The sequence below is a fragment of the Klebsiella sp. K-Nf6 genome (assembly GCF_002806655.1).
Lineage (GTDB): Bacteria > Pseudomonadota > Gammaproteobacteria > Enterobacterales > Enterobacteriaceae > Klebsiella > Klebsiella variicola.
Map to the genome: position 1 here is coordinate 231,718 of NZ_PIBN01000002.1, position 21,590 is coordinate 253,307.

The following is a 21,590-nucleotide window of genomic DNA, read 5'->3' on the forward strand; positions in this document are numbered from 1 at the left end:
GCAGGTAAATTAGCTCACACTCGCTCGAGGATCATGGCAATGCCCTGACCCACGCCAATACACATCGTACACAGCGCATAGCGCCCGCCCCGGCGTTGCAGCTCAAGACTGGCGCTCAGCGCTAACCGCGCGCCGCTCATGCCCAGCGGATGGCCTAACGCGATGGCACCGCCGTTGGGATTCACGTGCGCCGCATCATCCGGCACGCCAAGCTGTCTGAGCACCCCCAGCGCCTGGGCGGCGAAGGCCTCATTCAGCTCAATCAGATCCATATCGTTAATATTGAGTCCGGCTCGCTCCAGCACTTTACGCACCGCCGGCACCGGCCCCAGTCCCATCAGGCGCGGTTCAACACCCGCCGTCGCCATCGCCACGATACGCGCCCGCGGCGTGAGCCCCTGGATAGCGGCCTGCTGTTCGCTGGCGATAATCAGCGCCGCGGCGCCATCGTTAACGCCGGAAGCATTGCCTGCGGTAATGACGCCGCCCTGGCGAAACGGCGCTTTCAGTTTCGCCAGCTGCTCAAGCGTGGTTTCCGGGCGGGGATGCTCGTCCTCGCGCACATCGCTAACCGCCCCTTTCTTGCCGATGATCTGCACCGGCACGATCTCCTGGGCCAGAATGCCGTCGCGCTGGGCCTGCGACGTGCGCTGCTGGCTGCGCCAGGCGAAAGCGTCCTGATCGGCCCGGCTAATATTTAACAATTCAGCTACATTCTCGGCCGTTTCCGGCATGCTGTCAGTTCCGAAGTGTTGCGCCATGAGCGGGTTCACAAAACGCCAGCCAATCGTGGTATCAAAGAGTTCCGCCTGACGCTGATACGGCGCGCTGGCTTTTCCCATCACGAACGGCGCGCGCGACATCGATTCCACGCCGCCGGCAATCAGCAGATCGGCATCGCCAGCTTTGATCGCCCTGGCGGCAAAACCAATTGCATCCAGACCCGATCCGCACAAGCGGTTAATCGTGGTGCCCGGCACGCTATGCGGGTAACCGGCCAACAGCGTCGCCATGTGCGCCACGTTGCGGTTATCTTCACCGGCCTGATTCGCACAGCCGAAAATCACATCATCAATCGCTGCCGGGTCGAGCCCGGGGTTACGGCTCAGCAGCTCACGCAGCGGGATCGCCGCCAGGTCGTCGGCGCGGACGCCGGCCAGCGCGCCGCCGTAGCGGCCAATCGGCGTGCGGATCCCGTCACAAATAAAGGCGTCGCGCATTACACGTCTCCTGTGATTGTGCCGCCGATGCGGTGCGATTTGCCGCGGAACAGGGCCACAATTTTTTGCTGTTGATTAACAATTTCAATGTCGTAGACGCCGGTCAGCTTGCCCTGCTGTTTGACTCTGGCGGTGGCGACCAGCCGGTCGCCGGCAAACGCCGGACGAAGAAAATCAATGCTCGCCGCCGAGGCCACCGCCGCCAGCCCCTGGCTGTTACAGGCGTAGGCGAAAGCGGTATCGGCAAGCGTAAATAGCTGACCGCCGTGACAGGTTTGATGGCCGTTAAGCATGTCCGCCGAGACGGTCATGCTCATCTGCGCAAAGCCGTCGTCCATTTCGATAAGTTCGATCCCCATCTTTCTGGCGCAGGTATCTTTTTCGTACATCACGCGCGCGTTGCGCCACGGATCATTGCTCATGGTGCTTCTCCATCAGCGCCTTCTGGCGCAACAGGGAACAGGGGCGATAGCGCTCCTCGCCGTAATGGTGTTGCAGGTTCTCCAGCAGTTGCAGCACCCGTCGCCAGCCAAGGCGTTCTCCCCACGCCAGTGGGCCTTGCGGATAGTTGACGCCAAGGCGCATGGCGGTATCGATGTCTTGCGGGCTGGCGACGCCTTTTTGTACCGCATCCAGCGCTTCGTTAATCAGCATCGCCACCGTGCGCCACACCAGCAGGCCGGGATAATCGGCAATACGCAGCACTTTCTTGCCCTGCTGCTGGAAGTAGTGCACCGCTTTGTCCGTCGCCGCCGGCGCGTTGGTCGCCGCTGCGGCCAGCACCACCGTATCGCTGGCGCACAGGTCATACACCACCACCGGGCGGTGGTGCTTCACACTCAGCGCCAGCGCCGTCTCGCCTTCGGTCTCCAGCAACAAGAGATCATCTAATTCAGTGACGTTGTCACTTACAACTGTAATGGATTGAGCGCCAGTAGATACGGGCGGCAACGCCGCGTCCGGCTGCGTCTCCGTAGGCCAGTGATAAACGCCGTGACCGCTCTTTTTACCCAGCCGCCCGGCCAGCGCCAGCTCTTGCTGCAGGAGCGATGGCAGGTAGCGGCGGTCCTGCCAGAAGGCGTTAAATACCGAGCAGGTCACGGCGAAGTTAACGTCCTGACCAATCAGGTCCGTCAGCGCTAACGGCCCCATCGGAAAACCACCGCCGTCACGCAAAGCGGCATCAATAACCTCAGGGGCGGCAACCTGCTCTTCCAGCGCGCGCCAGGCCTCGGCGTAGAACGGACGCGCTACCCGGTTAACGATAAAGCCGGGCGTTGAGCGGCAGCGCACCGGCTGTTTCCCCCAGTGGCTTACGCACTGGCACAGCTGCTCTACCACCTCCGCAGACGTCTCCAGGCCACTCACCACCTCGACCAGCTTCATCACCGGCGCCGGATTAAAAAAGTGCAGCCCGGCCACCCGCTCCGGGTTTTTGACCCCGGCGGCGATGGCGGTAATCGAAATAGACGAAGTGTTACTGGTCAACAACGTTGACGGCGCGCAGATCGCCGCCAGCTGCGCGAACAGCGCCGTTTTGACCTCCAGCCGTTCAGCGGCCGCTTCAATCACTAAATCCGCGTCGGCAAGCGCGGCTAAATCATGGGCCGGCTGCAGGCGCGCCAGCAACGCGTCGGCCTGCTCAGGGGCCAGTTTACCGCGCTCGACCCGTGATGCCAGACGCCTGGCAATGCCGTCGATCGCCCGGGCAATGGCCTGATGATCGATGTCGTAAATTAGTACCGGATGTCCAGCGGCGGCGGCCACTTCGGCAATACCGGCCCCCATGGTGCCGCTGCCGATCACTGCCACCGTGGATAAGGATGTTGTCATGACCTATTTCCCGCTGAACTGTGGTGGTCGTTTGGCCAGAAACGCGCTGACCCCTTCGCGGTAATCATCGCTGCGCCCGGCCAGACGTTGATAATCGCGCTCCAGGTCCAGCTGCGCGTCGAGACTGTTGGTTTCAGCAGCCAGCAGCGCCTTTTTAATCAGCCCAAGACCAAACGTTGGTTGCGCCGCCAGATGGCGCGCCAGTTGCAGACTGGTATCCGCCAGTTCTGAATCGTCCACCAGCTGCCAGATCATTCCCCACTGCGCGGCTTGTTCCGCGCTGAGGCTGTCGCCCAGCAGCGCCAGCCCCATCGCGCGCGCGCGGCCGGCCACCCGCGGCAGGAACCAGCTACCGCCACAGTCCGGCACCAGGCCGAGCTTACTGAACGCCATCACAAATTTGGCCGAACGCGCGGCCAGCACGATATCGCAGCCCAGCGCCAGGGTAGCGCCTGCGCCAGCGGCCACGCCGTTAACCGCGCAGATGACCGGTTTCGGCAGCGCCGCCAGACGGCGTACCAGCGGGTTATAAAAGCGTTCTACCGACAGACCAAGATCCGGCGGCGGGCCGCTGGGGTCGACATTGCGGTCGTTCAAATCCTGGCCGGCGCAGAAGCCGCGTCCGGCGCCGGTGATCAGCAAGCAGCGTACGCCGTCGTCGCGCTCGGCCTGCTTCAGACAGTCCGCCAGCTGTTGATGCATCAGGTCGTTAAAACTGTTAAGGCGGTCCGGGCGATTGAGGGTAATGGTCATGACGCCCTGTTCCACTGCGCTGAGAATGAAAGCTTCCACGATTAGCGTCCTTTAAATTCCGGTGTACGTTTTTGTAAGAAGGCGTCGATGCCTTCGCGGCGGTCCTCGGTGGCGCTCAGCAGGCTAAACAACTGACGCTCCTGTTGCAGACCGGCCTGCAAACTGACTTCCTGCGACAGGCGCAGCGACTGTTTTGCCGCCCGTAGCGCCAGCGGCGAATGGCGTGCGATGGTGGTTGCCAGTTTCAGGGCGTACTCATCGGTTAACGCCGCCGGATGGATATCGCTGACCAACCCGGCCTGCAGGGCCTGGTGGGCGTCAATACTCTCGCCGCTCAGCACCATTCGGCTGGCCAGCGCCTTGCCAACGCTGCGGATCAGCCGCTGGGTGCCGCCAGCGCCCGGCATAATGCCGAGGGTAATTTCCGGCAGGCCAAAGCGGGCGTTGTCGCCGGCGACAATCAGGTCGCACAGCAGGGCCAGCTCGCAGCCGGCGCCAAGCGCGTAGCCGTTGACCGAAGCGATGAGCGGTTTAGTGAAAGCATCAATTCGTGCCCACAACCGTGGGCGAATATCGTCAAGGGTGGCTGGCAGATCTTTCTCCGCCATCTCATTGAGGTCGGCCCCGGCGGCGAAAAAACGCGGGTTGCCGCTGATAACGCAGACGCCGACGCTGTCATCAACTGCCGCAACCTCCAGCGCCTCGGCAATCTGGGTCAATAAGGCATTGTTCAGCGCGTTGCGGGCCTGCGGACGGTTTAGTGTCAGCTGTAGCACCCGGCCATGACGGTGGATCAGCAGGTCACTCATGCCATCCCCCGCGCGTCAAAGTCGACCACCACGTCGCCGCTGGTTGGCAGCGACTGGCAGCTCAGGACATATCCCGCCGCCAGCTCATCCGCTTCCAGGCTGTAATTGGCGGCCATCGCCACTTCACCGCGCAGCACTTTGCATTTACAGGTGGCGCATACCCCGCCCTTACAGGCGAACGGCAGATCCGCGCCCTGACGCAACGCGGCATCCAGAATGCTGTCGTCTTCGGCGCTGAGGGCGATCAGCCTATCGCGCCCGTCCTGGCGGATGGTCACCGTGCGCCCTTCCGCCTGCACGCCAGCGGCGCGCTTCACATTGCCGCCTGGTGTATTAAAGCGTTCGAGATGAATCGATTTCTCCGCTACGCCAAGTTCACGTAACGCCGCTTCCGCCTCGTCCATCATCACCGCCGGACCGCAGATAAAGGCCTCGTCGAAACGGCTAAAATCCAGCAGATGGTCAGCGAGCTGGCGCAGTTTGTCGCCGTCAATGCGCCCCTGTAGCAGATCGCTGTCCATCGACTCCTGGCTAAACAGATGTATCACCTGCAGGCGCTGCGGATAGCGGTCTTTTAAATCGGCCAGCGCCTGGCGGAACATCATGCTATCGCTGCTGCGGTTGCCGTAGATCAGCGTGAAGCGGCTGTGCGGCTCGGTCGCCAGCGTCGCGCTCATGATCGCCATCATCGGCGTGATCCCGGAGCCGGCGGCAATCGCCAGATACTCACCCTGCCGTTCGGCCTGCGGTTGATAACCGAAATGCCCCTGCGGCACCATCACGTCCAGCTCCATCCCCTGCTGGATATCGTGCTGGGCGTAGCGCGAGAAGCGCCCGCCGTCGATAGCTTTGACCGCGACGCTAATTTCGCCGGGCGTGCGGCTGCGACAAATGGAGTAACAGCGGCGCAGTTCTTCACCGCCCAGACGGGCTTTTAGCGTCAGATGCTGGCCCGGACGAAAGCAGTATTCCGCCTGCAGGGCTTGCGGGATCGCAAAAGTGATGGTCACCGCATCGCGGGTTTCCGGCTCGACTCTCACCACCTTAAGCGAATGGAACGTCGTCATGGCAACCTCAAATACATTTAAAGTAATCAAAAGGTTCCCGGCAGCTGTCGCAGCGATAGAGCGCTTTGCAGGCCGTGGAACCGAATTCGCTAATCAGCGAGGTATGGGTGCTGCCGCAGCGCGGACAGCTCACCTCGGTGGGCATGTCCGCATGGCAGGCATGCCCCTGGGGCGGGCTGATGCCGTACTGGCGCAGGCGCTCGCGGGCATCCTGACTCATCCAGTCGGTGGTCCACGGCGGATCCAGCTGCAGGACGATATGCACCGGCAGAAAGCCATGCTCGCTCATGACCGTGCGGATCTCGCCCAGCAGATGTTCCGTCGCCGGACAGCCCGAATAGGTCGGGGTAAAGCCAATCACCCAGCCGTCGCCGTGGCGCGCGACGCTGCGTACCATACCGAGGTCGGTGATGGTGAGTACCGGCACTTCCGGATCCGGGATCGCGCTTAATAATCCCCAGATGGTGCGAACCTCTGCAGGAGCGATATCGGCAAGACGTTGCATAGTCACCTCACTTACCACTGCAGTCCGGGATGCGAACGCTGCAGATATTGCATCTCCGCCAGCAGCGGGCCGAGATGTTCACTGTGCAGCCCCTGTTTGCCGCCGCTGCGGAAGGCCGCTTCCTGCGGGATCTGTAAACCGGAGTCGAGCAGCGCCGTATGTACCGCGCTTTGCCATTCGGCCTGAAGCTCGCGCGGATCAACCGCAATACCCTGCTCAACCAGGCTGAGCTCCACTTCATCGGCAAGGAACAGTTCGCCAGTGAAGCGCCACAGATTGTCGACCGCCTGCTGCATTTTGCGATTTGATACCTCGGTGCCGTTACCAAGACGCTCCAGCCAGCCGCGGCTAAAGCGCTGGTGGTAACGCACCTCTTTCAGCCCTTTGGCGGCAATGGCCGCCAGCTGCGTGTCGCGGCTGTTCACCAGGCGGCTGAACAGGGCGACGTGCCAGACGTCGATAAAGAACTGACGGGCGAGAGTGTCGGCAAAATTGCCGTTTGGCTGCTCCACCAGCAGCAGGTTGCTGAACTGGCGTTCATCGCGGCCAAAGGCCAGCGTATCTTCGTCGCCGCAGCCGTTAAGCTCGGCGGCATAGCTTAAAAAGTTGCGCGCCTGGCCGAGCAGGTCGAGGCCGATATTGGCCAGCGCAAGATCGATCTCGAGCTCAGGAGCATGGCCGCACCAGGCGCCTAAACGCTGGGCCAGAACCAGACCATTGTCGCCAAGCCGCAGGGCGTAGGTGGCTACGGGGTTAGGGGTATTCATCGCCGCCTCACATATGTTCCATGCCGTCCGGCACGGTATAGAAAGTCGGATGACGGTAGACTTTGCTTTCCGCCGGGTCGAAGAATTCGCCGCGCTCTTCCGGCTGCGAAGCCACGATTTCGCTGGCCTTCACCACCCAAATTGAGCAGCCTTCGCTGCGGCGGGTATAGGCATCGCGGGCATTCTCCAGCGCCATTTGATCATCGGCGGCGTGCAGACTGCCGACGTGACGATGGGATAACCCCTGTTTGCTGCGAACGAACACTTCATATAACGGCCAGTAAACTTTGCTCATGTTGTCTCTCCTCATGCCGCGCTGCGGGTCTGCTGTTTTTGCGCATGGGCCAGCGCGGCTTCGCGCACCCATTCACCCTCTTCCCAGGCCTTACGCTTGGCGGCAAGCCGCTCGTGATTGCAAATGCCACGGCCGCTAATCACCTCGTTAAACTCCTGCCAGTCGATTTCGCCGAAGCGGTAATGGCCGCTGGCTTCATCAAACTGCAAATCCGGGTCCGGGACGGTCATGCCGAGGATCTCTACTTGCGGCACGGTGTTATCGACGAAGCGCTGACGCAGTTCGTCGTTGGAGTGCAGTTTGATTTTCCACGCCATGCTGCGGGCGCTGTTCGGCGAGTTGTCGTCGTTGGGGCCAAACATCATCAGCGCCGGCCACCAGAAGCGGTTAATGGCGTCCTGCAGCATCTGCCGCTGCGCGTCATTGCCCTGCGCCAGCGCCATGCAGGCTTCAAAACCCTGACGCTGGTGAAAGCTCTCTTCTTTGCAGATTTTGACCATCGCCCGGGCATAGGGGCCATAGGAGGTCCGGCACAGCGCCACCTGGTTGACGATGGCCGCGCCATCGACCAGCCAGCCGATCACGCCGATATCCGCCCAGCTCAGGGTCGGGTAGTTAAAAATGGAGGAATATTTCATCTGCCCGTCGAGCATTTTCTGATACAGGTCTTCCCGCGCGCAGCCCAGCGTTTCCGCGGCGCTATAGAGATAAAGCCCATGCCCGGCCTCATCCTGTACCTTAGCCAGCAGGATCGCTTTGCGGCGCAGCGTCGGCGCGCGGGTGATCCAGTTGCCTTCCGGCAGCATGCCGACGATTTCCGAGTGCGCGTGCTGGCCTATCTGCCGAATCAAGGTCTTACGGTAGGCATCCGGCATCCAGTCCCGCGGTTCGATGGCCGTTTCCTGCGCGATGCGCTGGTCAAAGCGTTGTTCTTCTGTCACGTCATCACCTTTATGATTCCGATATTCACAACAAAAACATTTATGTGAATCACTTTGTTTATTGAAGGTTACATATTGGTTAAATAAAACCACAAATTTTGTTTGTTCTTTTTGTGATGCTAACCGCAAAACCTTTTGTAAGCAGCCGATAAATCAGTAGCATAAACGCAACGCCCCATCGACCGCCGATCACAATGTTAATAAATTATTAAATACAGACTTGATTTTTATGATTCATAAAAGAACTATTTATAGATATCACACGTAACACATTTGGAGATTGACGATGCAGCAGTTAGCCAGCTACTTATCCGGCGCCTGGCAGACCGGCCGGGGCCGCGCCCGTACTATCCATCACGCCATTACCGGGGCGGCGCTGTGGGAGGTGACCAGCGAAGGCCTGGATATGGCGCAAGCGCGCCGCTTCGCGATTGAGCGCGGCGGTAAGGCTCTGCAAGCCATGACCTTTATTGAACGCAGCGCAATGCTGAAAGCGGTAGCAAAACGGTTGCTGGAGCAGAAAGACGAGTTCTACGCCATCTCCGCGCAAACCGGCGCCACCCGCGCCGACAGTTGGGTGGATATTGAAGGCGGCATCGGCACCCTTTTCACCTATGCCGGGCTCGGTAGTCGCGAATTGCCGGACGATATCCTGTGGCCGGAGGACGAGCTGATCCCGCTCTCCAAACAAGGCGGTTTTGCCGCGCGTCATGTGCTGACCTCGAAATCAGGCGTCGCCGTCCATATCAACGCCTTCAACTTCCCCTGCTGGGGAATGCTGGAAAAACTGGCGCCTACGTGGCTTGCCGGTATGCCGGCTATCATTAAACCGGCCACCGCTACCGCCCGGCTCACCCAGGCAATGGTAAAAGCGATTGTCGACAGCGGCCTGGTGCCGGAAGGCGCTATCAGCCTGATTTGCGGCGGCGCGGGCGATCTTCTCGACCATCTCGATAGCCAGGACGTGGTGACCTTTACCGGCTCAGCCGCCACCGGCCAGCAGCTGCGGGCGCACCCTAACCTGGTGGCCAAATCGATTCCCTTTACGATGGAAGCGGATTCGCTCAACTGCTGTGTGTTAGGCGAAGATGTCACCCCGGAGCAACCGGAATTCGCGCTGTTTATCCGCGAGGTGGTCCGCGAGATGACGGCAAAAGCCGGGCAAAAATGTACCGCTATCCGTCGCATCATTGTTCCGCTGGCGCAGATCAATGCGGTTAGCGATGCACTGATCGCCCGCCTGCATAAAGTGACCGTCGGCGACCCGGCGCAGGAAGGCATAAAAATGGGGGCGCTGGTCAATAGCGAGCAGCGTCAGGACGTACAGGAGAGCGTGAATAAACTAATTGCCGCCGGCTGCGAAGCGCTGCTTGGCGGAGAAGCGGACCTCAGCGCGGCCGGCGCGTTCTTCCCACCGACCCTGCTGTACTGCCCGCAGCCGGATGAAACGCCGGCGGTTCACGCCATTGAAGCCTTTGGCCCGGTGGCGACGCTAATGCCGTATCGCGACCGCCAGCATGCGCTGACGCTGGCGCGCGCCGGTGGCGGTAGTCTGGCCGGTACGCTGGTCACCGCCAGCGGCGAGCTGGCCCGCGAGTTTATCCTTGGCGCCGCGCGCGCGCATGGTCGTATTCAGATCCTTAACGAAGCGTCCTCGGCAGAGTCGACCGGCCACGGCTCGCCGCTGCCGCAGCTGATACACGGCGGCCCTGGCCGCGCTGGCGGCGGAGAAGAGCTTGGCGGACTGCGCTCGGTGAAACACTATATGCAGCGTACCGCGGTCCAGGGCAGCCCAACGATGCTGGCGACCATCGGCCAGCAGTGGGTGCGAGGCGCGCAGGTTAGCGAAGACCGCATTCACCCGTTCCGTAAATACTTCGAAGAGATCCAGCCTGGCGACAGTTTACTGACCCCGCGCCGAACGCTGACCGAAGCGGATATCGTTAACTTCGCCTGCCTGAGCGGCGACCATTTTTATGCGCATATGGACAAAATCGCCGCCGCTGAGTCGATTTTCGGCGAGCGCGTGGTCCACGGTTATTTCCTGATCTCCGCCGCGGCCGGGCTGTTCGTCGATGCCGGCGTCGGGCCGGTGATCGCCAACTACGGCATGGAAAACCTGCGCTTTATTGAGCCGGTCAAACCGGGAGATACCATTCAGGTTCGCCTGACCTGTAAGCGGAAAACGGTCAAACGTCAGCGCAGCGCCGATGAGAAAGCCACCGGCGTGGTGGAATGGGCGGTGGAGATTTTCAACCAGCACCAGCAGGCGGTGGCGCTGTATTCCATTCTGACCCTGGTGGCGCGCCAGCAAGGGGATTTCCCGGCGTGATGCGCTGAAAATCGCCCGGCGGCGCTGCGCTTGCGCGGGCCTACAGACAGTCAGACCCGGTTGGGTAGGCCGGGTAAGGCGTCAGCCGCCACCCGGCAAAAAAATCGGCGCACGTTCTCAATGCCTCTGCGGAGGCATTTTTTACGTCCGTCTGGCAAAACTGACAAACAAGCTGGCAAAAGCAAACAAACGCCCCGGCGCCGCTGGCTGGTAGCTTAAGGGTGACAAAGCCGACATTCGCAGCGGCAAGAGACAACACAACAATAAGATGAGGTCACTATGGCAAACGGCTTGAAATTTTCTCCTCGTAAAACCGCGCTGGCGCTGGCCGTCGCGGTGGTTTGCGCCTGGCAATCACCGGTCTTCGCCCACGGCAGCGAAGCCCACATGGTACCGCTGGATAAAACGCTGCAGGCGTTCGGCGCCGATGTGCAGTGGGATGACTACGCGCAAATGTTCACCCTGATAAAAGACGGCGCTTACGTCAAAGTGAAGCCCGGCGCCAAAACCGCGATCGTCAACGGTAAAACCCTTGACCTGCAGGTGCCGGTGGTGATGAAGGAAGGAAAAGCCTGGGTCTCCGATACCTTTATCAACGATGTATTCCAGTCCGGTCTCGATCAGACCTTCCAGGTGGAAAAGCGCCCGCACCCGTTAAACTCGCTCTCGGCGGCGGAAATCAGTGAAGCGGTGACCCTTGTCAAAGCCGCGCCGGAATTCCAGCCCAATACCCGCTTTACCGAAATTTCCCTGCACGAGCCGGATAAAGCGGCGGTGTGGGCCTTTGCTTTGCAGGGAACACCCGTTGACGCCCCGCGCACCGCCGATGTGGTGATGCTGGATGGCAAACACGTGATTGAAGCCGTCGTCGATCTGCAAAACAAAAAAATCCTCTCCTGGACGCCAGTTAAAGGCGCCCACGGGATGGTACTGCTCGATGATTTTGTTAGCGTGCAGAACATTATCAATGCCAGCAGCGAATTCGCTGAGGTGCTGAAAAAGCACGGCATTACCGATCCTGGCAAAGTGGTCACCACCCCGCTCACCGTCGGCTATTTTGATGGCAAAGATGGCCTGCAACAGGATGCGCGTCTGTTGAAGGTAGTGAGTTATCTCGATACCGGCGACGGCAACTACTGGGCGCACCCGATTGAAAACCTGGTGGCGGTGGTCGACCTTGAAGCGAAGAAAATCATCAAAATTGAGGAAGGCCCGGTGATCCCGGTGCCGATGGAACCCCGTCCGTATGATGGCCGCGACCGCAACGCCCCGGCGGTGAAACCGCTGGATATTACGGAACCAGAGGGCAAAAACTACACCATTACCGGGGATACCATTCACTGGCAGAACTGGGATTTCCACCTGCGCCTTAACTCGCGCGTCGGGCCAATCCTCTCGACGGTGACCTACAACGATAACGGCAAAAAACGCCAGGTGATGTATGAAGGTTCCCTCGGTGGGATGATCGTTCCCTACGGCGACCCGGACGTCGGCTGGTATTTCAAAGCCTATCTGGACTCCGGCGATTACGGCATGGGCACCCTGACCTCGCCGATTGTCCGCGGCAAGGACGCACCGTCGAATGCGGTGCTGCTGGATGAAACCATCGCCGACTACACCGGCGCGCCGACCACCATCCCGCACGCAGTCGCCCTATTCGAACGCTACGCCGGGCCGGAATATAAGCACCTGGAGATGGGCAAGCCCAACGTCAGTACCGAGCGCCGGGAGCTGGTGGTGCGCTGGATCAGCACCGTCGGCAACTACGACTATATCTTTGACTGGGTGTTCCACGACAACGGCACCATCGGTATCGACGCAGGCGCCACCGGGATTGAAGCCGTCAAAGGCGTGATGGCGAAGACCATGCACGACCCCAGCGCCAAAGAGGATACCCGCTACGGGACGCTGATCGACCATAATATTGTCGGCACCACCCACCAGCACATCTATAACTTCCGCCTCGACCTCGACGTGGACGGCGAAAACAACACCCTGGTGGCGATGGATCCTGAAGTGAAGCCCAACACCGCCGGTGGCCCGCGCACCAGTACCATGCAGGTGAATCAGTACACCATTGACAGCGAGCAGAAAGCAGCGCAGAAATTCGACCCGGGCACCATTCGCCTGCTGAGCAACACCAGCAAAGAGAACCGCATGGGCAACCCGGTCTCTTATCAGATCATCCCGTATGCCGGCGGTACGCACCCGGCGGCGACCGGCGCGAAGTTCGCCCCGGACGAGTGGATCTACCATCGCCTGAGCTTTATGGATAAACAGCTGTGGGTGACGCGCTACCACCCGACAGAGCGTTATCCGGAAGGGAAATACCCGAACCGTTCCGCCCAGGATACCGGCTTAGGGCAGTACGCAAAGGATGATGAGTCGCTGACTAACCACGACGACGTCGTGTGGATCACCACCGGCACCACTCACGTGGCGCGCGCCGAAGAGTGGCCGATCATGCCGACCGAATGGGCGCACGCCCTGCTGAAGCCGTGGAACTTCTTTGACGAAACCCCAACCCTTGGCGAGAAGAAAAAGTAATCTTAACCGGCGGTGAAATCGAGCAGGATTTTACCGCCTCTTCCCGGCTGGTCGGCGGCGGTAATTGCCTCACGCCAGTCGTTCAACGCTATGCGCTGGGCCGGCGGCTGGGTGGTCGTTGGCAAGCGCAGCCAAATCTCGTCAAACGCCGCCCGCCACGCCGCCACGCTGAGTGTCGGCAACGCCTCCCGCAGATGAAACTTGCGCACCGTCGCGCTACCGCGCGTCTGGGTCAGCGGCCGCCCGGATAACAGCCCATAGGAGATCAGGGTCGACGATGCGGGCAGCACCGACAGCAGCGTATTCGCCAGTTCGCCGCCCACCGCGTCAAACACCAGATCGCTGTGTTGGCTGACCTTCTCCATCAGCGCCCGGTCGGTATCGAGGATCGGATAGATCCCGGACTGTTCCAGGCGCGCCCGGTGCTGAGGCGAGCGAATAATCCCGCTCACCGAGCGGGCGCCCATCGCCAGCGCCCACTGTCCCAGCAGACTGGCGCAGGAGGACGATGCCGCGGTCAGCACAAGGTGTTTTCCGGCAACCGGCCAGCGCTTGAGCATCAGCATAGCTGTCAGCGGATTGATATACCCGCGGGCAGCCAGCAGATCGTCAACCGCTGGCGGCACCGGCACCAGCCAGGTCTCATCCAGATCGATAAACCGCTGCCAGGTGCCGCCCCCACGCAGAGGCAGCACCCGCTGGCCCGCGGTCAGCCGGCTGCCGTATGGCGCGGCGACCACCTCGCCAAGGCCTTCATAGCCGGCGACGGCCGGCAGTCGGGTGCGGTGGCGATAGGCGCCGGTCACGGGGATCAGATCTGAGGGATTCACCGGGGCATAGCGCATCCTGACCCGCACCCGTCCGCCCGCCAGCGGCGCCAGCGGCAGGCGTTTCAGGATCAGCACCGCGGCCGGCGGCCCGTAGCGATCATAAACAATGGCGTCGTTGAACATCGACAGGCTCCAGACAGCGAAAGGCGGGATCATAGCAGATCCCGCCGCCAGTGGCTCACGCCCGCGGCCAAACCTGGGGGAACAGCGGGGAATCCAGCGGGTCGCCGTCCCGCAGGGTCAGCTCGGGGAACGGTGGCGACGTCACGCCGCCGCGATCGGCAAACGCGGCGTCATCCCCCACCCAGCGGGCGGAGAAGACCCGTCGCGCCCGCGCGCCGGGGTTGCCGCGGGCGCCATGGACGGTGCGGAAATGGAAGGCCACCGCATCCCCCGGCTCCAGCGCCCAGCTGACGATATCGTATTCGTCCTCATGGGCGTCGATATCCGGCAGGGTGCTGAACCGGGTGTGCTCGTAAAGCTTAGTGCCATTGAAACGGGTAGGACTGAACTCCTCCTCCCAGCGATGCGACCCGCGAATGCAGCGCAGCGAGGTGGCCTCCGCCACCGGGTCCAGCGGGATCCAGAAGCTGACGTTCTGTCTGCCGGAGACGCAATAGTAAGGCTGGTCATGATGCCAGGGAGTCACCGTGCTGCCTCCGGCCGGTTTGACCAGCGTATGTTCATGGAAAAATTTCGCCGTTTGCGACTGCATCAGCGCCGCCGCGATCTCGGCGGCCGCTGACTGAAAGACAAATTCGCTAAACGCCGGGATCCGCGACCAGTTGCAGTAGTCCTGAAAAAAAGGCGGCGAACCATCTTTGGGGATCACCGTGCGCGCATGACCATACTCGCTGGGGCTGGCCATCAGCGCCGTGACCCCCTCGGCGAGGCGCTCGACCCAGGGGGTAAAGACGCCTTTTAATAACACCGCGCCATCCGCCTGCCAGCGGTCGATGGTCGCTTGATCGATGTGGGGAGAGTGTTGATTGTGCATCGCTTGGGTTCCTGTGTTGAGGGATCAGGTGAGCGGTTCCGCCGGTTCGGCACGCATCCACGCGCAAAGCTGTCGCAGCATCGTCATACAGCGCTCGGTCTGCGCGATGCTGATGTACTCATCGGCCTTATGGCCCTGGGCCATGCTGCCCGGTCCGCAGACCAGGGTCGCGACGCCCATCTCATCGAACAGCCCTCCTTCGGTGCCGAACGCCACGGTGGAGAAGCGGTCGCTGCCGCACCACTGCGCCAGCCAGCGGGCGAAGTCGGACTGCGGATCGCTGAGCAGCGGCGGATAGTGGCTTAACAGCTGGAACTGGATGTCGCTCCCGCTGCCTACCCGGCGCATCTCCGGCAGCAGCTGGCGACGGGCGTAGGCCGCCAGCGCCTCGGTGACCGCTTCGGGACGCATCCCCGGCAGGTAGCGGATCTCAAAATCAAAGCGGCAGGACTGCGGAACAATATTCAGCGCGGCCCCACCCTGAATGGTGCCCACCTGCAGCGTGCTGAAGGGCGGCGAAAAGCGGCTGTCCTGCTGCCGGGCCAGACGCACGCCCAGCCGATCCAGGTGGTTGATCAGTCTGGCCGCGTAGCGGATGGCGTTCACTCCTTGCGGGGCATAGGCCGAATGGCAGGCCTGCCCCTCGATGCAGCAGCGCATGGCCAGTTTGCCTTTATGACCGAACACCGGCTGCATCTCCGTCGGCTCGCCGATGAGGCACAGCGCCGGTTTCTCCGGCGAGGCCTGCAGAAAATCCACCAGGCTGCGCACACCGAGACAGCCGACCTCTTCGTCATAGGAGAAGGCCAGATGCAGTGGCATGCGCAGCGGCGCCGCCAGAAAGTCATCCACTGCCGCCAGCACGCAGGCGAGAAACCCCTTCATATCGGCGCTACCGCGGCCATAGTAGCGGCCATCGCGCTCGGTGAGGCTGAAAGGCGGAACGCTCCACGCCTGGCCGTCCACCGGGACCACGTCGGTATGGCCCGAGAGCATCACTCCGCCGCCGCCGGACGGCCCCAGCCGGGCGTAGAGATTGGCCTTGCCGCCCGACGGGTCATAAAAGCGGCGGGACGCCACGCCGCGGGCAGTGAGAAAATCGGCGATCCAGTCGATCATCGCCAGGTTCGAATGGCGGCTGGTGGTGTCAAAGGCCAGCAGCGCGGCCAGGATCGCCCCCGGCGTGTTATTCATCGCCGGGGACGCCATAGGCGGGCGCATCGCGCGGGTCGAGCGCCCGGGTAATGTAGGCGTCCATTTGCGGCTCCCAGGCCAGCCACAGTTGCTCAAGGGCCGCCAGCGGATCCGTCTCCGCCCAGTCAATACGCAGATCGACCACCGGCCACGGGTAATCGTCCACCACCTTCACCGCCGCCGAGTGGACCGGGCCGGCCTCGCCCCCGGCGGCAATCCCCGCGCGCAGCCCGGCCAGCAGCCGGCTGGCCAGTTCACCGCTCGCCGTCTCGAAGGCGGCCACCATCGCGGCGATCACCTCGTGACTGGCCAGCATGTTGCCCGCCGCCACGCAGTTATCTCCCGCCAGGGTGCCACCGATCCCGAGAGTATGTTCTCCGCTGAACGCCGCCACTTCACCGTTGGCATCAATCGCCGCGACCTGGCGATATTCGCGGAAGCGGTCCTCCGCCAGGGCCAGGTTCAGAGCCTGCTCAACGGAGGCCCCCGCCTCAAGCGCACCAAGAATATGCGGCCCCAGCGACGGTAAGGTTATGTTCTGACTGGCGACCGCGCCGACACCGGGCAATAGCCACGGACAGCGCGATCCCACGGCCATGCTCGACGAACTAATGGCAATGCCCAGCTGACCTGATTCCGGACAACGGGCGCTAATAGAGAGAGTCATTCTGCTGCCTCCCCCTGCCAGTCGTCGGGGATCACCGCCGTAACGTCAATCTCCATCAGCCACTGCGGCTGCGCGAGGGCCGACACCACCACCCCGGTGGAGATGGGAAAGACGCCTTTTAACCATTTGCCCACCTCCTGATAGACCGGCTCGCGATAACGAGGATCGATCAGATAAGTGGTGGTCTTGACGATATGCGTGAGGTCGCTGCCGGCCTCTTTCAGCAACTGCGCGACATTCTTCATCGCCTGCTCCGCCTGCGCTCGCGGGTCGCCGAGGCCAATCAGATTACCGGCGAAGTCGGTGCCAACCTGGCCGCGAACGTAGACGGTATTGCCGGCCCGCACCGCCTGGCACAGATCGTTGTTCAGCGTCTGGTTCGGGTAGGTCTCTTTGGTGTTAAACATGCGAATACGGGTATGAGTTGGCATCAAAGCACTCCTTAAGGAAAACGGTTAACAGGACGGCTGGTAACGCTGGTACTGGCGCTGAATGGCGATCTGGTCGGCAATATATTTGGCATCGTGCCAGACGCCCCAGATAAAGGTAGACCCGCGCCGCGAGAGCCACGGCAGGCCGAGGAAATAGACGCCCGGCTCCGTCGATACGCCGCGGTGATGCTGTGGCCGCTGTGCGTCATCGAAGGCGTTGACCTTCAGCCAGCGATAGTCGGTGGTGTAGCCCGTCGCCCAGATGATGGTGCCGATCCCGGCCTCCGCCAGATTGAGACTGAGCAGCGGGTCGGTAACGCAGGCCGGATCGGGCAGAAATTCGCGGGCGGAGGGCTCTTCGGGCAGGTCCATGCCGTTGCGGGCCACCCACGCGTCCGCGGCGTCGAGCAGCGCAAGGTAGGAGGCATCGCCGCGGCGGATATTCTCCGCCAGGTCGTGGTGAAACAGTGCTTTGTCACCGTCAAAGCCGCGGGTCTGCCCCACTAACGTGACCCCCTGATGCGCCAGCTGGCGAAAATCGACGGTATGACCGCCGCGCGCGCCGCTCACCGCGATAGTGACATGCTCTTTACCCGGCGCATTGGCCGCGGCATCCCACATTCCCAGCACCCCGAGCCACCAGCAAAAATCGCGCTGACGATAGCGACGCGGCGGGCGGTCGTGCGCTCCCACCGACAGCCACACCGCGCGTCCGGCCCGCTGCAGCTCATCGGCAATCTGCACGCCGGAGGAGCCTGCGCCAATCACCAGCACACCGCCCTCCGGTAGCTGCTGCGGGTTAAAATAGTGCGCGGAGTGGAGCTGCTGAATAGCCTGACTCTGTGGGGCGATGGCCGGGATCACTGGCCGCTGAAACGGCCCGGTGGCCGCTACGATCCGCTGCGCTTCAATCACCCCCTGCGAGGTGTCGATACGAAAGCCCGGCCGTCCGACGAGGCGTTCGGCGCTGAAAACCTCCACCCCGGTACGGATCGGCGCATTGAAGCTGCGGGCATAGGCGGCAAAATAGTCTGCCACCTGCTCTTTGCCGACAAAGCTGTCTGCCGGGCAGTCCGGGAACACCATGCCCGGGAACCGATCGTGCCAGGCCGGGCCGTTGGCGACCAGCGAATCCCAGCGTCCGCTGCGCCAGGCCTGGGCAATACCCTGCTTTTCCAGCACCAGGTGGGGGATATCCAGCCGGGTCAGATGCTCGCTCATGGCGACGCCCGCCTGCCCCGCGCCCACCACCAGGGTATCGATCTCGGTAATCTGTTCAGTCATTTCGCTATCCTTCAAGCACAGTTGCCGACGACGTCGCCGGAATTGACGGCTTTCAGGTTATTTAACTGTGACGAATTGGTAAAATATTATAAAACGATCGACTGAATAGAATTTTACGAGGCTGAGTGACGACAAAAAATAATGCCTGCCGGATCGACAGGCGTTATTTCAGGCGTGAGTTGGGGTTAATTCGATGCTGCGACAATAATCCATAAACAGTTGCGTCGGCCGCGTGGGCTCATTATTCGCGAGATGCGCCATAATTAAGGTCGAGGCGGGCATCTCGTCGGCAATATCCCGCTGCACCACTCTTTCGCCATCGTAGGTCATATCGCAGCAGGGCCGGGTGACCAGCACCGAAAAACCCAACCCCTGACCCACCATACAGCGCACCATTTCAATGGAGGGGGAACTGTAAGCCACTTCCGGGTGATAACCCTTTTCCTTAAAGATGGAGATAAAATAATTTTTACTGGGGACCGCATCGAGGAGGATCATCGGCTCGCGGCTCAGCTCCTGCAGCGTCACCTGCGCCTTCTGCGCCAGCGGATGCGCGGCGGGCAGCAGCGCGTAGGGTTTATGCGGGGCATTGAGCCGCTCTTTATTGATCGAATGGCCGAGCTCCAGATCGTAAACCAGCGCCAGGTCGAAGCGGCCGCGGTGCAGGCCATGCATCAGCTCATGCTGTTCGCCGTCGTACAGATGCAGGGTGATTTCCGGATAGCATTTCTTAAACCCGGCCACCAGCTTCGGCATATACAGCGGAGCCACCGATTCAAAGCAACCGATGGAGATCATGCCAGAAACCAGCTCTTTATCCGCTCGCGAATTCTGTTCGAACTCCCAGGACAGGCGCAGCAGTTCTTTCGCTTTATCGTAGATCCGCCGACCGCTGGAGGTGAGCGAAACGCCCTGCGCATGGTGGCGAATAAACAGCTGCTGGTCGAAGGTGCTCTCCAGATTCTTGATGGCAATCGAAATCGACGGCTGCGCAATGTGCAGCTGGCGGGAGGCCTCGGCGATACTCTCCGTCTCCACCACGGTGACGAAATATTTGAGCTGCTTCAGGGTAAATCGGTTCATAGCATCACCATTGATAAAATATGGTCCGGCGCACACGGGGAATAGTTTTCCTCTAAGTCCCAAGCAATCCGCGTGCCACCCGCGGAAAAGAGCGGCGCGTTGCCCGACAAGGGGCGACAATATTTATTATTGCTCTACGCCCGCCTGGTTTATTTCCGCCGTTGCACCATCATGCGCCACGCTGCACGCCAGACAGGCAGCGTCTGCCCCAGTTTCGCGCAAAATAACCTTCTTCCACAAAATAGCGTTATTGAATTACTGTCATTGTTTTTAAATTGTTTACACAAAGTATCTCAGCAATCACTTTAAATTCCATATCGTTAATATCGCTGTATAGTTTTTTTAAACTTAAAGGCCAAAAATTTACTAATTGCCTCTGAAAGCATCCTGCCAGCATAGTGTATTCGCACGATGAATACCGGTGGCGCTCCATTACGGCACAGCCGAGCCACTTTCATTTTTGATAATTATGACGAGTGAAATAGCCCATGACGTTTAACTGGAACTACATGTTAAGCCTGCTCAGCGATGCCGATTTTTGGTGGGCCACCTGGACCGTCATTAAATTAAGTCTGCTGACCTGGGGCTGCAGTATTGTGCTCGGATTTATTCTGGCGCTGGCCAAACAGTCGCCGCGCGGCTGGTTATCCACCCCAGCCCGGCTGTATATCTGGTTATTTCGCAGTATGCCGCTGCTGGTCCTGCTGATTTTTGTCTACAACATGCCGCAGGCGCTGCCCTCCTTCGCCCCGGTGCTGAACGATCCCTTCTGGGCCGGCCTGCTGGCGATGGTCCTCAGCGAAGCGGCTTATATCGCCGAGATCCATCGCGGCGGGTTGCTCTCCATCCCTCGTGGGCAGAGCGAAGCCGCGCGGGCCCTGGGGTTGCGCTACGCCGGGATCCAGTGGCGGGTGATCATCCCCCAGGCGCTGCGCGTCGCCCTGCCGGCGCTGGCCAATGAATATATCGCCATCGTGAAGCTCAGTTCGCTGGTGTCGGTCATCTCACTGACCGAAATATTGATGGTCGGCCAGCAGCTCTACTCGCAGAACTTTCTGGTCATGGAGACCATGACGGCCGTGGCGTTTTATTACATCTTTATCGTCACGGTGTTCGATTTTCTGCTGAAACGGCTGGAGAACTACCTTGACGTGACCCAGCGCAATACCGCTCGTCCGGTAGATGCCGAGATGCAGCGGCTGGCCAGCGCCCGCCGCCCGGCGATGGCGCGCAGCGTCACCCAGAGTCATGAGCCGGCGCTGCAGGCCTCTAAGCTGCATAAGGCCTACAACAACGTCGAAGTGCTGGGGGCGGTGAGCCTGCAGATCCAGCCCGGCGAGGTGGTCTCGGTCATCGGCCCGTCAGGCTCGGGAAAAACCACCCTCATTCGTCTGCTGAACGGTCTTGAGCAGATCGATAACGGCGAAATTCAGATTAACGGTCAACCCTTTATTCACCTCGACCGTCAGGGGCAGCAGAAGCCGCGCTTTATGGAGAATGCCGAACATCGCCTGAACATCGGCATGGTGTTCCAGAGCTTTAACCTGTTCCCGCATCTGACCGTGTTCGGCAATCTGCTGCTGGCCCCGCGCTATCACCATCTGGCGACCGACGCGGAGCTGCGCCAGCACGCCTGCGAACTGCTGCACAAAGTGGGCATGCTGGAGCACGCCTGGAAGTATCCGCACCAGCTCTCCGGCGGACAGCAGCAGCGGGTAGCTATCGCCCGCGCCCTGATGATGCGTCCGCAGATCATGCTGTTCGATGAGCCCACCTCGGCGCTGGATCCGGAAAAAGTGAATGAAGTGCTGCAGGTTATCGAATCCCTGGCCCACGAAGGCATCACCATGGTCATCGTCACCCACGAGATGAACTTCGCCTTCAAAGTGTCCGACCGGATCGTGTTTATGGAGAAAGGCCGGGTGGTGTGCGATGACACGCCGCAGGCGATGCGTAGCGGGCAACACCCGCGGGTCGAGGCCTTTCTGAAAGATGTTTCTCTGGCTTAACTATCGGAACGTGAAGAGGAAAAACT

20 protein-coding genes are annotated in these 21,590 nt (G+C 60.9%); 3 read left to right on the forward strand and 17 right to left on the reverse strand.

The window, feature by feature from the left end; translation table 11 throughout:
* Nucleotides 1-14: 14 nt before the first annotated feature.
* From pcaF to paaA, 10 genes are read right to left on the reverse strand one after another with little or no spacing between them, the layout of a single operon-like run.
* On the reverse strand, nt 15-1,220 hold the full coding sequence (gene pcaF, locus CWM61_RS05405; protein ID WP_088716959.1) for a 3-oxoadipyl-CoA thiolase: 1,206 nt from the start codon (nt 1,218-1,220) through the stop codon (nt 15-17).
* On the reverse strand, nt 1,220-1,642 hold the full coding sequence (gene paaI, locus CWM61_RS05410; RefSeq protein ID WP_002902876.1) for a hydroxyphenylacetyl-CoA thioesterase PaaI: 423 nt from the start codon (nt 1,640-1,642) through the stop codon (nt 1,220-1,222). Before paaI ends, pcaF begins: the two co-directional genes overlap by 1 nt.
* Nucleotides 1,632-3,053 carry a 3-hydroxyacyl-CoA dehydrogenase gene (locus tag CWM61_RS05415; RefSeq protein ID WP_100630858.1) on the reverse strand — a complete coding sequence of 474 codons (1,422 nt, stop codon included), beginning with the start codon at nt 3,051-3,053 and terminating at the stop codon, nt 1,632-1,634. The genes paaI and CWM61_RS05415 overlap by 11 nt, the downstream gene beginning before the upstream one ends.
* A gap of 3 nt (nt 3,054-3,056) precedes the next feature.
* Nucleotides 3,057-3,845 carry a 2-(1,2-epoxy-1,2-dihydrophenyl)acetyl-CoA isomerase PaaG gene (gene paaG / locus CWM61_RS05420; protein ID WP_100630859.1) on the reverse strand — a complete coding sequence of 263 codons (789 nt, stop codon included), beginning with the start codon at nt 3,843-3,845 and terminating at the stop codon, nt 3,057-3,059.
* Between the two features lie 2 nt (nt 3,846-3,847).
* Complete coding sequence (paaF, locus tag CWM61_RS05425; protein WP_100630860.1) at nt 3,848-4,615, reverse strand: 2,3-dehydroadipyl-CoA hydratase PaaF; 768 nt, start codon at nt 4,613-4,615, stop codon at nt 3,848-3,850.
* On the reverse strand, nt 4,612-5,682 hold the full coding sequence (gene paaE, locus CWM61_RS05430) for a 1,2-phenylacetyl-CoA epoxidase subunit PaaE (protein ID WP_100630861.1): 1,071 nt from the start codon (nt 5,680-5,682) through the stop codon (nt 4,612-4,614). Before paaE ends, paaF begins: the two co-directional genes overlap by 4 nt.
* A 7-nt stretch (nt 5,683-5,689) precedes the next feature.
* Nucleotides 5,690-6,187 carry a 1,2-phenylacetyl-CoA epoxidase subunit PaaD gene (gene paaD, locus CWM61_RS05435; RefSeq protein ID WP_100630862.1) on the reverse strand — a complete coding sequence of 166 codons (498 nt, stop codon included), beginning with the start codon at nt 6,185-6,187 and terminating at the stop codon, nt 5,690-5,692.
* An 11-nt stretch (nt 6,188-6,198) separates the two neighbouring features.
* A complete protein-coding gene (paaC, locus tag CWM61_RS05440; RefSeq protein WP_100630863.1) occupies nt 6,199-6,954 on the reverse strand; it encodes a 1,2-phenylacetyl-CoA epoxidase subunit PaaC in 756 nt (251 codons plus the stop codon).
* A gap of 7 nt (nt 6,955-6,961) precedes the next feature.
* Nucleotides 6,962-7,249 (reverse strand): 1,2-phenylacetyl-CoA epoxidase subunit PaaB, encoded by a 288-nt coding sequence (gene paaB, locus CWM61_RS05445; protein ID WP_004224492.1) that lies wholly within the window; start codon nt 7,247-7,249, stop codon nt 6,962-6,964.
* Between the two features lie 11 nt (nt 7,250-7,260).
* Nucleotides 7,261-8,190 carry a 1,2-phenylacetyl-CoA epoxidase subunit PaaA gene (paaA, locus tag CWM61_RS05450; RefSeq protein WP_206054234.1) on the reverse strand — a complete coding sequence of 310 codons (930 nt, stop codon included), beginning with the start codon at nt 8,188-8,190 and terminating at the stop codon, nt 7,261-7,263.
* A 286-nt stretch (nt 8,191-8,476) separates the two neighbouring features.
* Here paaA and paaZ point away from each other — a divergent pair, with 286 nt between their 5' ends.
* Entirely contained in the window at nt 8,477-10,522 is a 2,046-nt protein-coding gene (paaZ, locus tag CWM61_RS05455; RefSeq protein WP_100630865.1) for a phenylacetic acid degradation bifunctional protein PaaZ, read from the forward strand.
* A gap of 279 nt (nt 10,523-10,801) precedes the next feature.
* Nucleotides 10,802-13,069, forward strand: coding sequence for a primary-amine oxidase (gene tynA, locus CWM61_RS05465; RefSeq protein ID WP_100630866.1), 2,268 nt, complete (start codon nt 10,802-10,804; stop codon nt 13,067-13,069).
* A 2-nt stretch (nt 13,070-13,071) separates the two neighbouring features.
* On the opposite strand, the gene CWM61_RS05470 is transcribed toward tynA, so the two are convergent.
* From CWM61_RS05470 to CWM61_RS05500, 7 genes are all read right to left on the reverse strand, one after another.
* On the reverse strand, nt 13,072-14,055 hold the full coding sequence (locus tag CWM61_RS05470; RefSeq protein WP_165785246.1) for a zinc-dependent alcohol dehydrogenase family protein: 984 nt from the start codon (nt 14,053-14,055) through the stop codon (nt 13,072-13,074).
* Nucleotides 14,056-14,077: 22 nt separating this feature from the next.
* Nucleotides 14,078-14,896 (reverse strand): phytanoyl-CoA dioxygenase family protein, encoded by an 819-nt coding sequence (locus CWM61_RS05475; RefSeq protein ID WP_064142375.1) that lies wholly within the window; start codon nt 14,894-14,896, stop codon nt 14,078-14,080.
* A gap of 24 nt (nt 14,897-14,920) precedes the next feature.
* Nucleotides 14,921-16,090 (reverse strand): acetylornithine deacetylase, encoded by a 1,170-nt coding sequence (argE, locus tag CWM61_RS05480; protein ID WP_100630937.1) that lies wholly within the window; start codon nt 16,088-16,090, stop codon nt 14,921-14,923.
* Nucleotides 16,083-16,757, reverse strand: a complete 675-nt coding sequence (locus CWM61_RS05485; RefSeq protein ID WP_008805132.1) for a DUF1028 domain-containing protein — start codon at nt 16,755-16,757, stop codon at nt 16,083-16,085. The genes argE and CWM61_RS05485 overlap by 8 nt, the downstream gene beginning before the upstream one ends.
* Nucleotides 16,754-17,188, reverse strand: coding sequence for a RidA family protein (locus tag CWM61_RS05490; protein WP_061154791.1), 435 nt, complete (start codon nt 17,186-17,188; stop codon nt 16,754-16,756). The genes CWM61_RS05485 and CWM61_RS05490 overlap by 4 nt, the downstream gene beginning before the upstream one ends.
* Nucleotides 17,189-17,212: 24 nt before the next feature.
* Nucleotides 17,213-18,472, reverse strand: coding sequence for a flavin-containing monooxygenase (locus CWM61_RS05495; RefSeq protein ID WP_022065437.1), 1,260 nt, complete (start codon nt 18,470-18,472; stop codon nt 17,213-17,215).
* Nucleotides 18,473-18,640: 168 nt separating this feature from the next.
* Nucleotides 18,641-19,555 (reverse strand): LysR substrate-binding domain-containing protein, encoded by a 915-nt coding sequence (locus tag CWM61_RS05500; protein WP_004190428.1) that lies wholly within the window; start codon nt 19,553-19,555, stop codon nt 18,641-18,643.
* A 488-nt stretch (nt 19,556-20,043) separates the two neighbouring features.
* Between CWM61_RS05500 and CWM61_RS05505 the strand changes: the two genes are divergently transcribed.
* Nucleotides 20,044-21,564: an amino acid ABC transporter permease/ATP-binding protein gene (locus CWM61_RS05505; protein WP_074386024.1), complete on the forward strand. Its 1,521-nt coding sequence runs from the start codon at nt 20,044-20,046 to the stop codon at nt 21,562-21,564.
* Nucleotides 21,565-21,590: the final 26 nt, after the last annotated feature.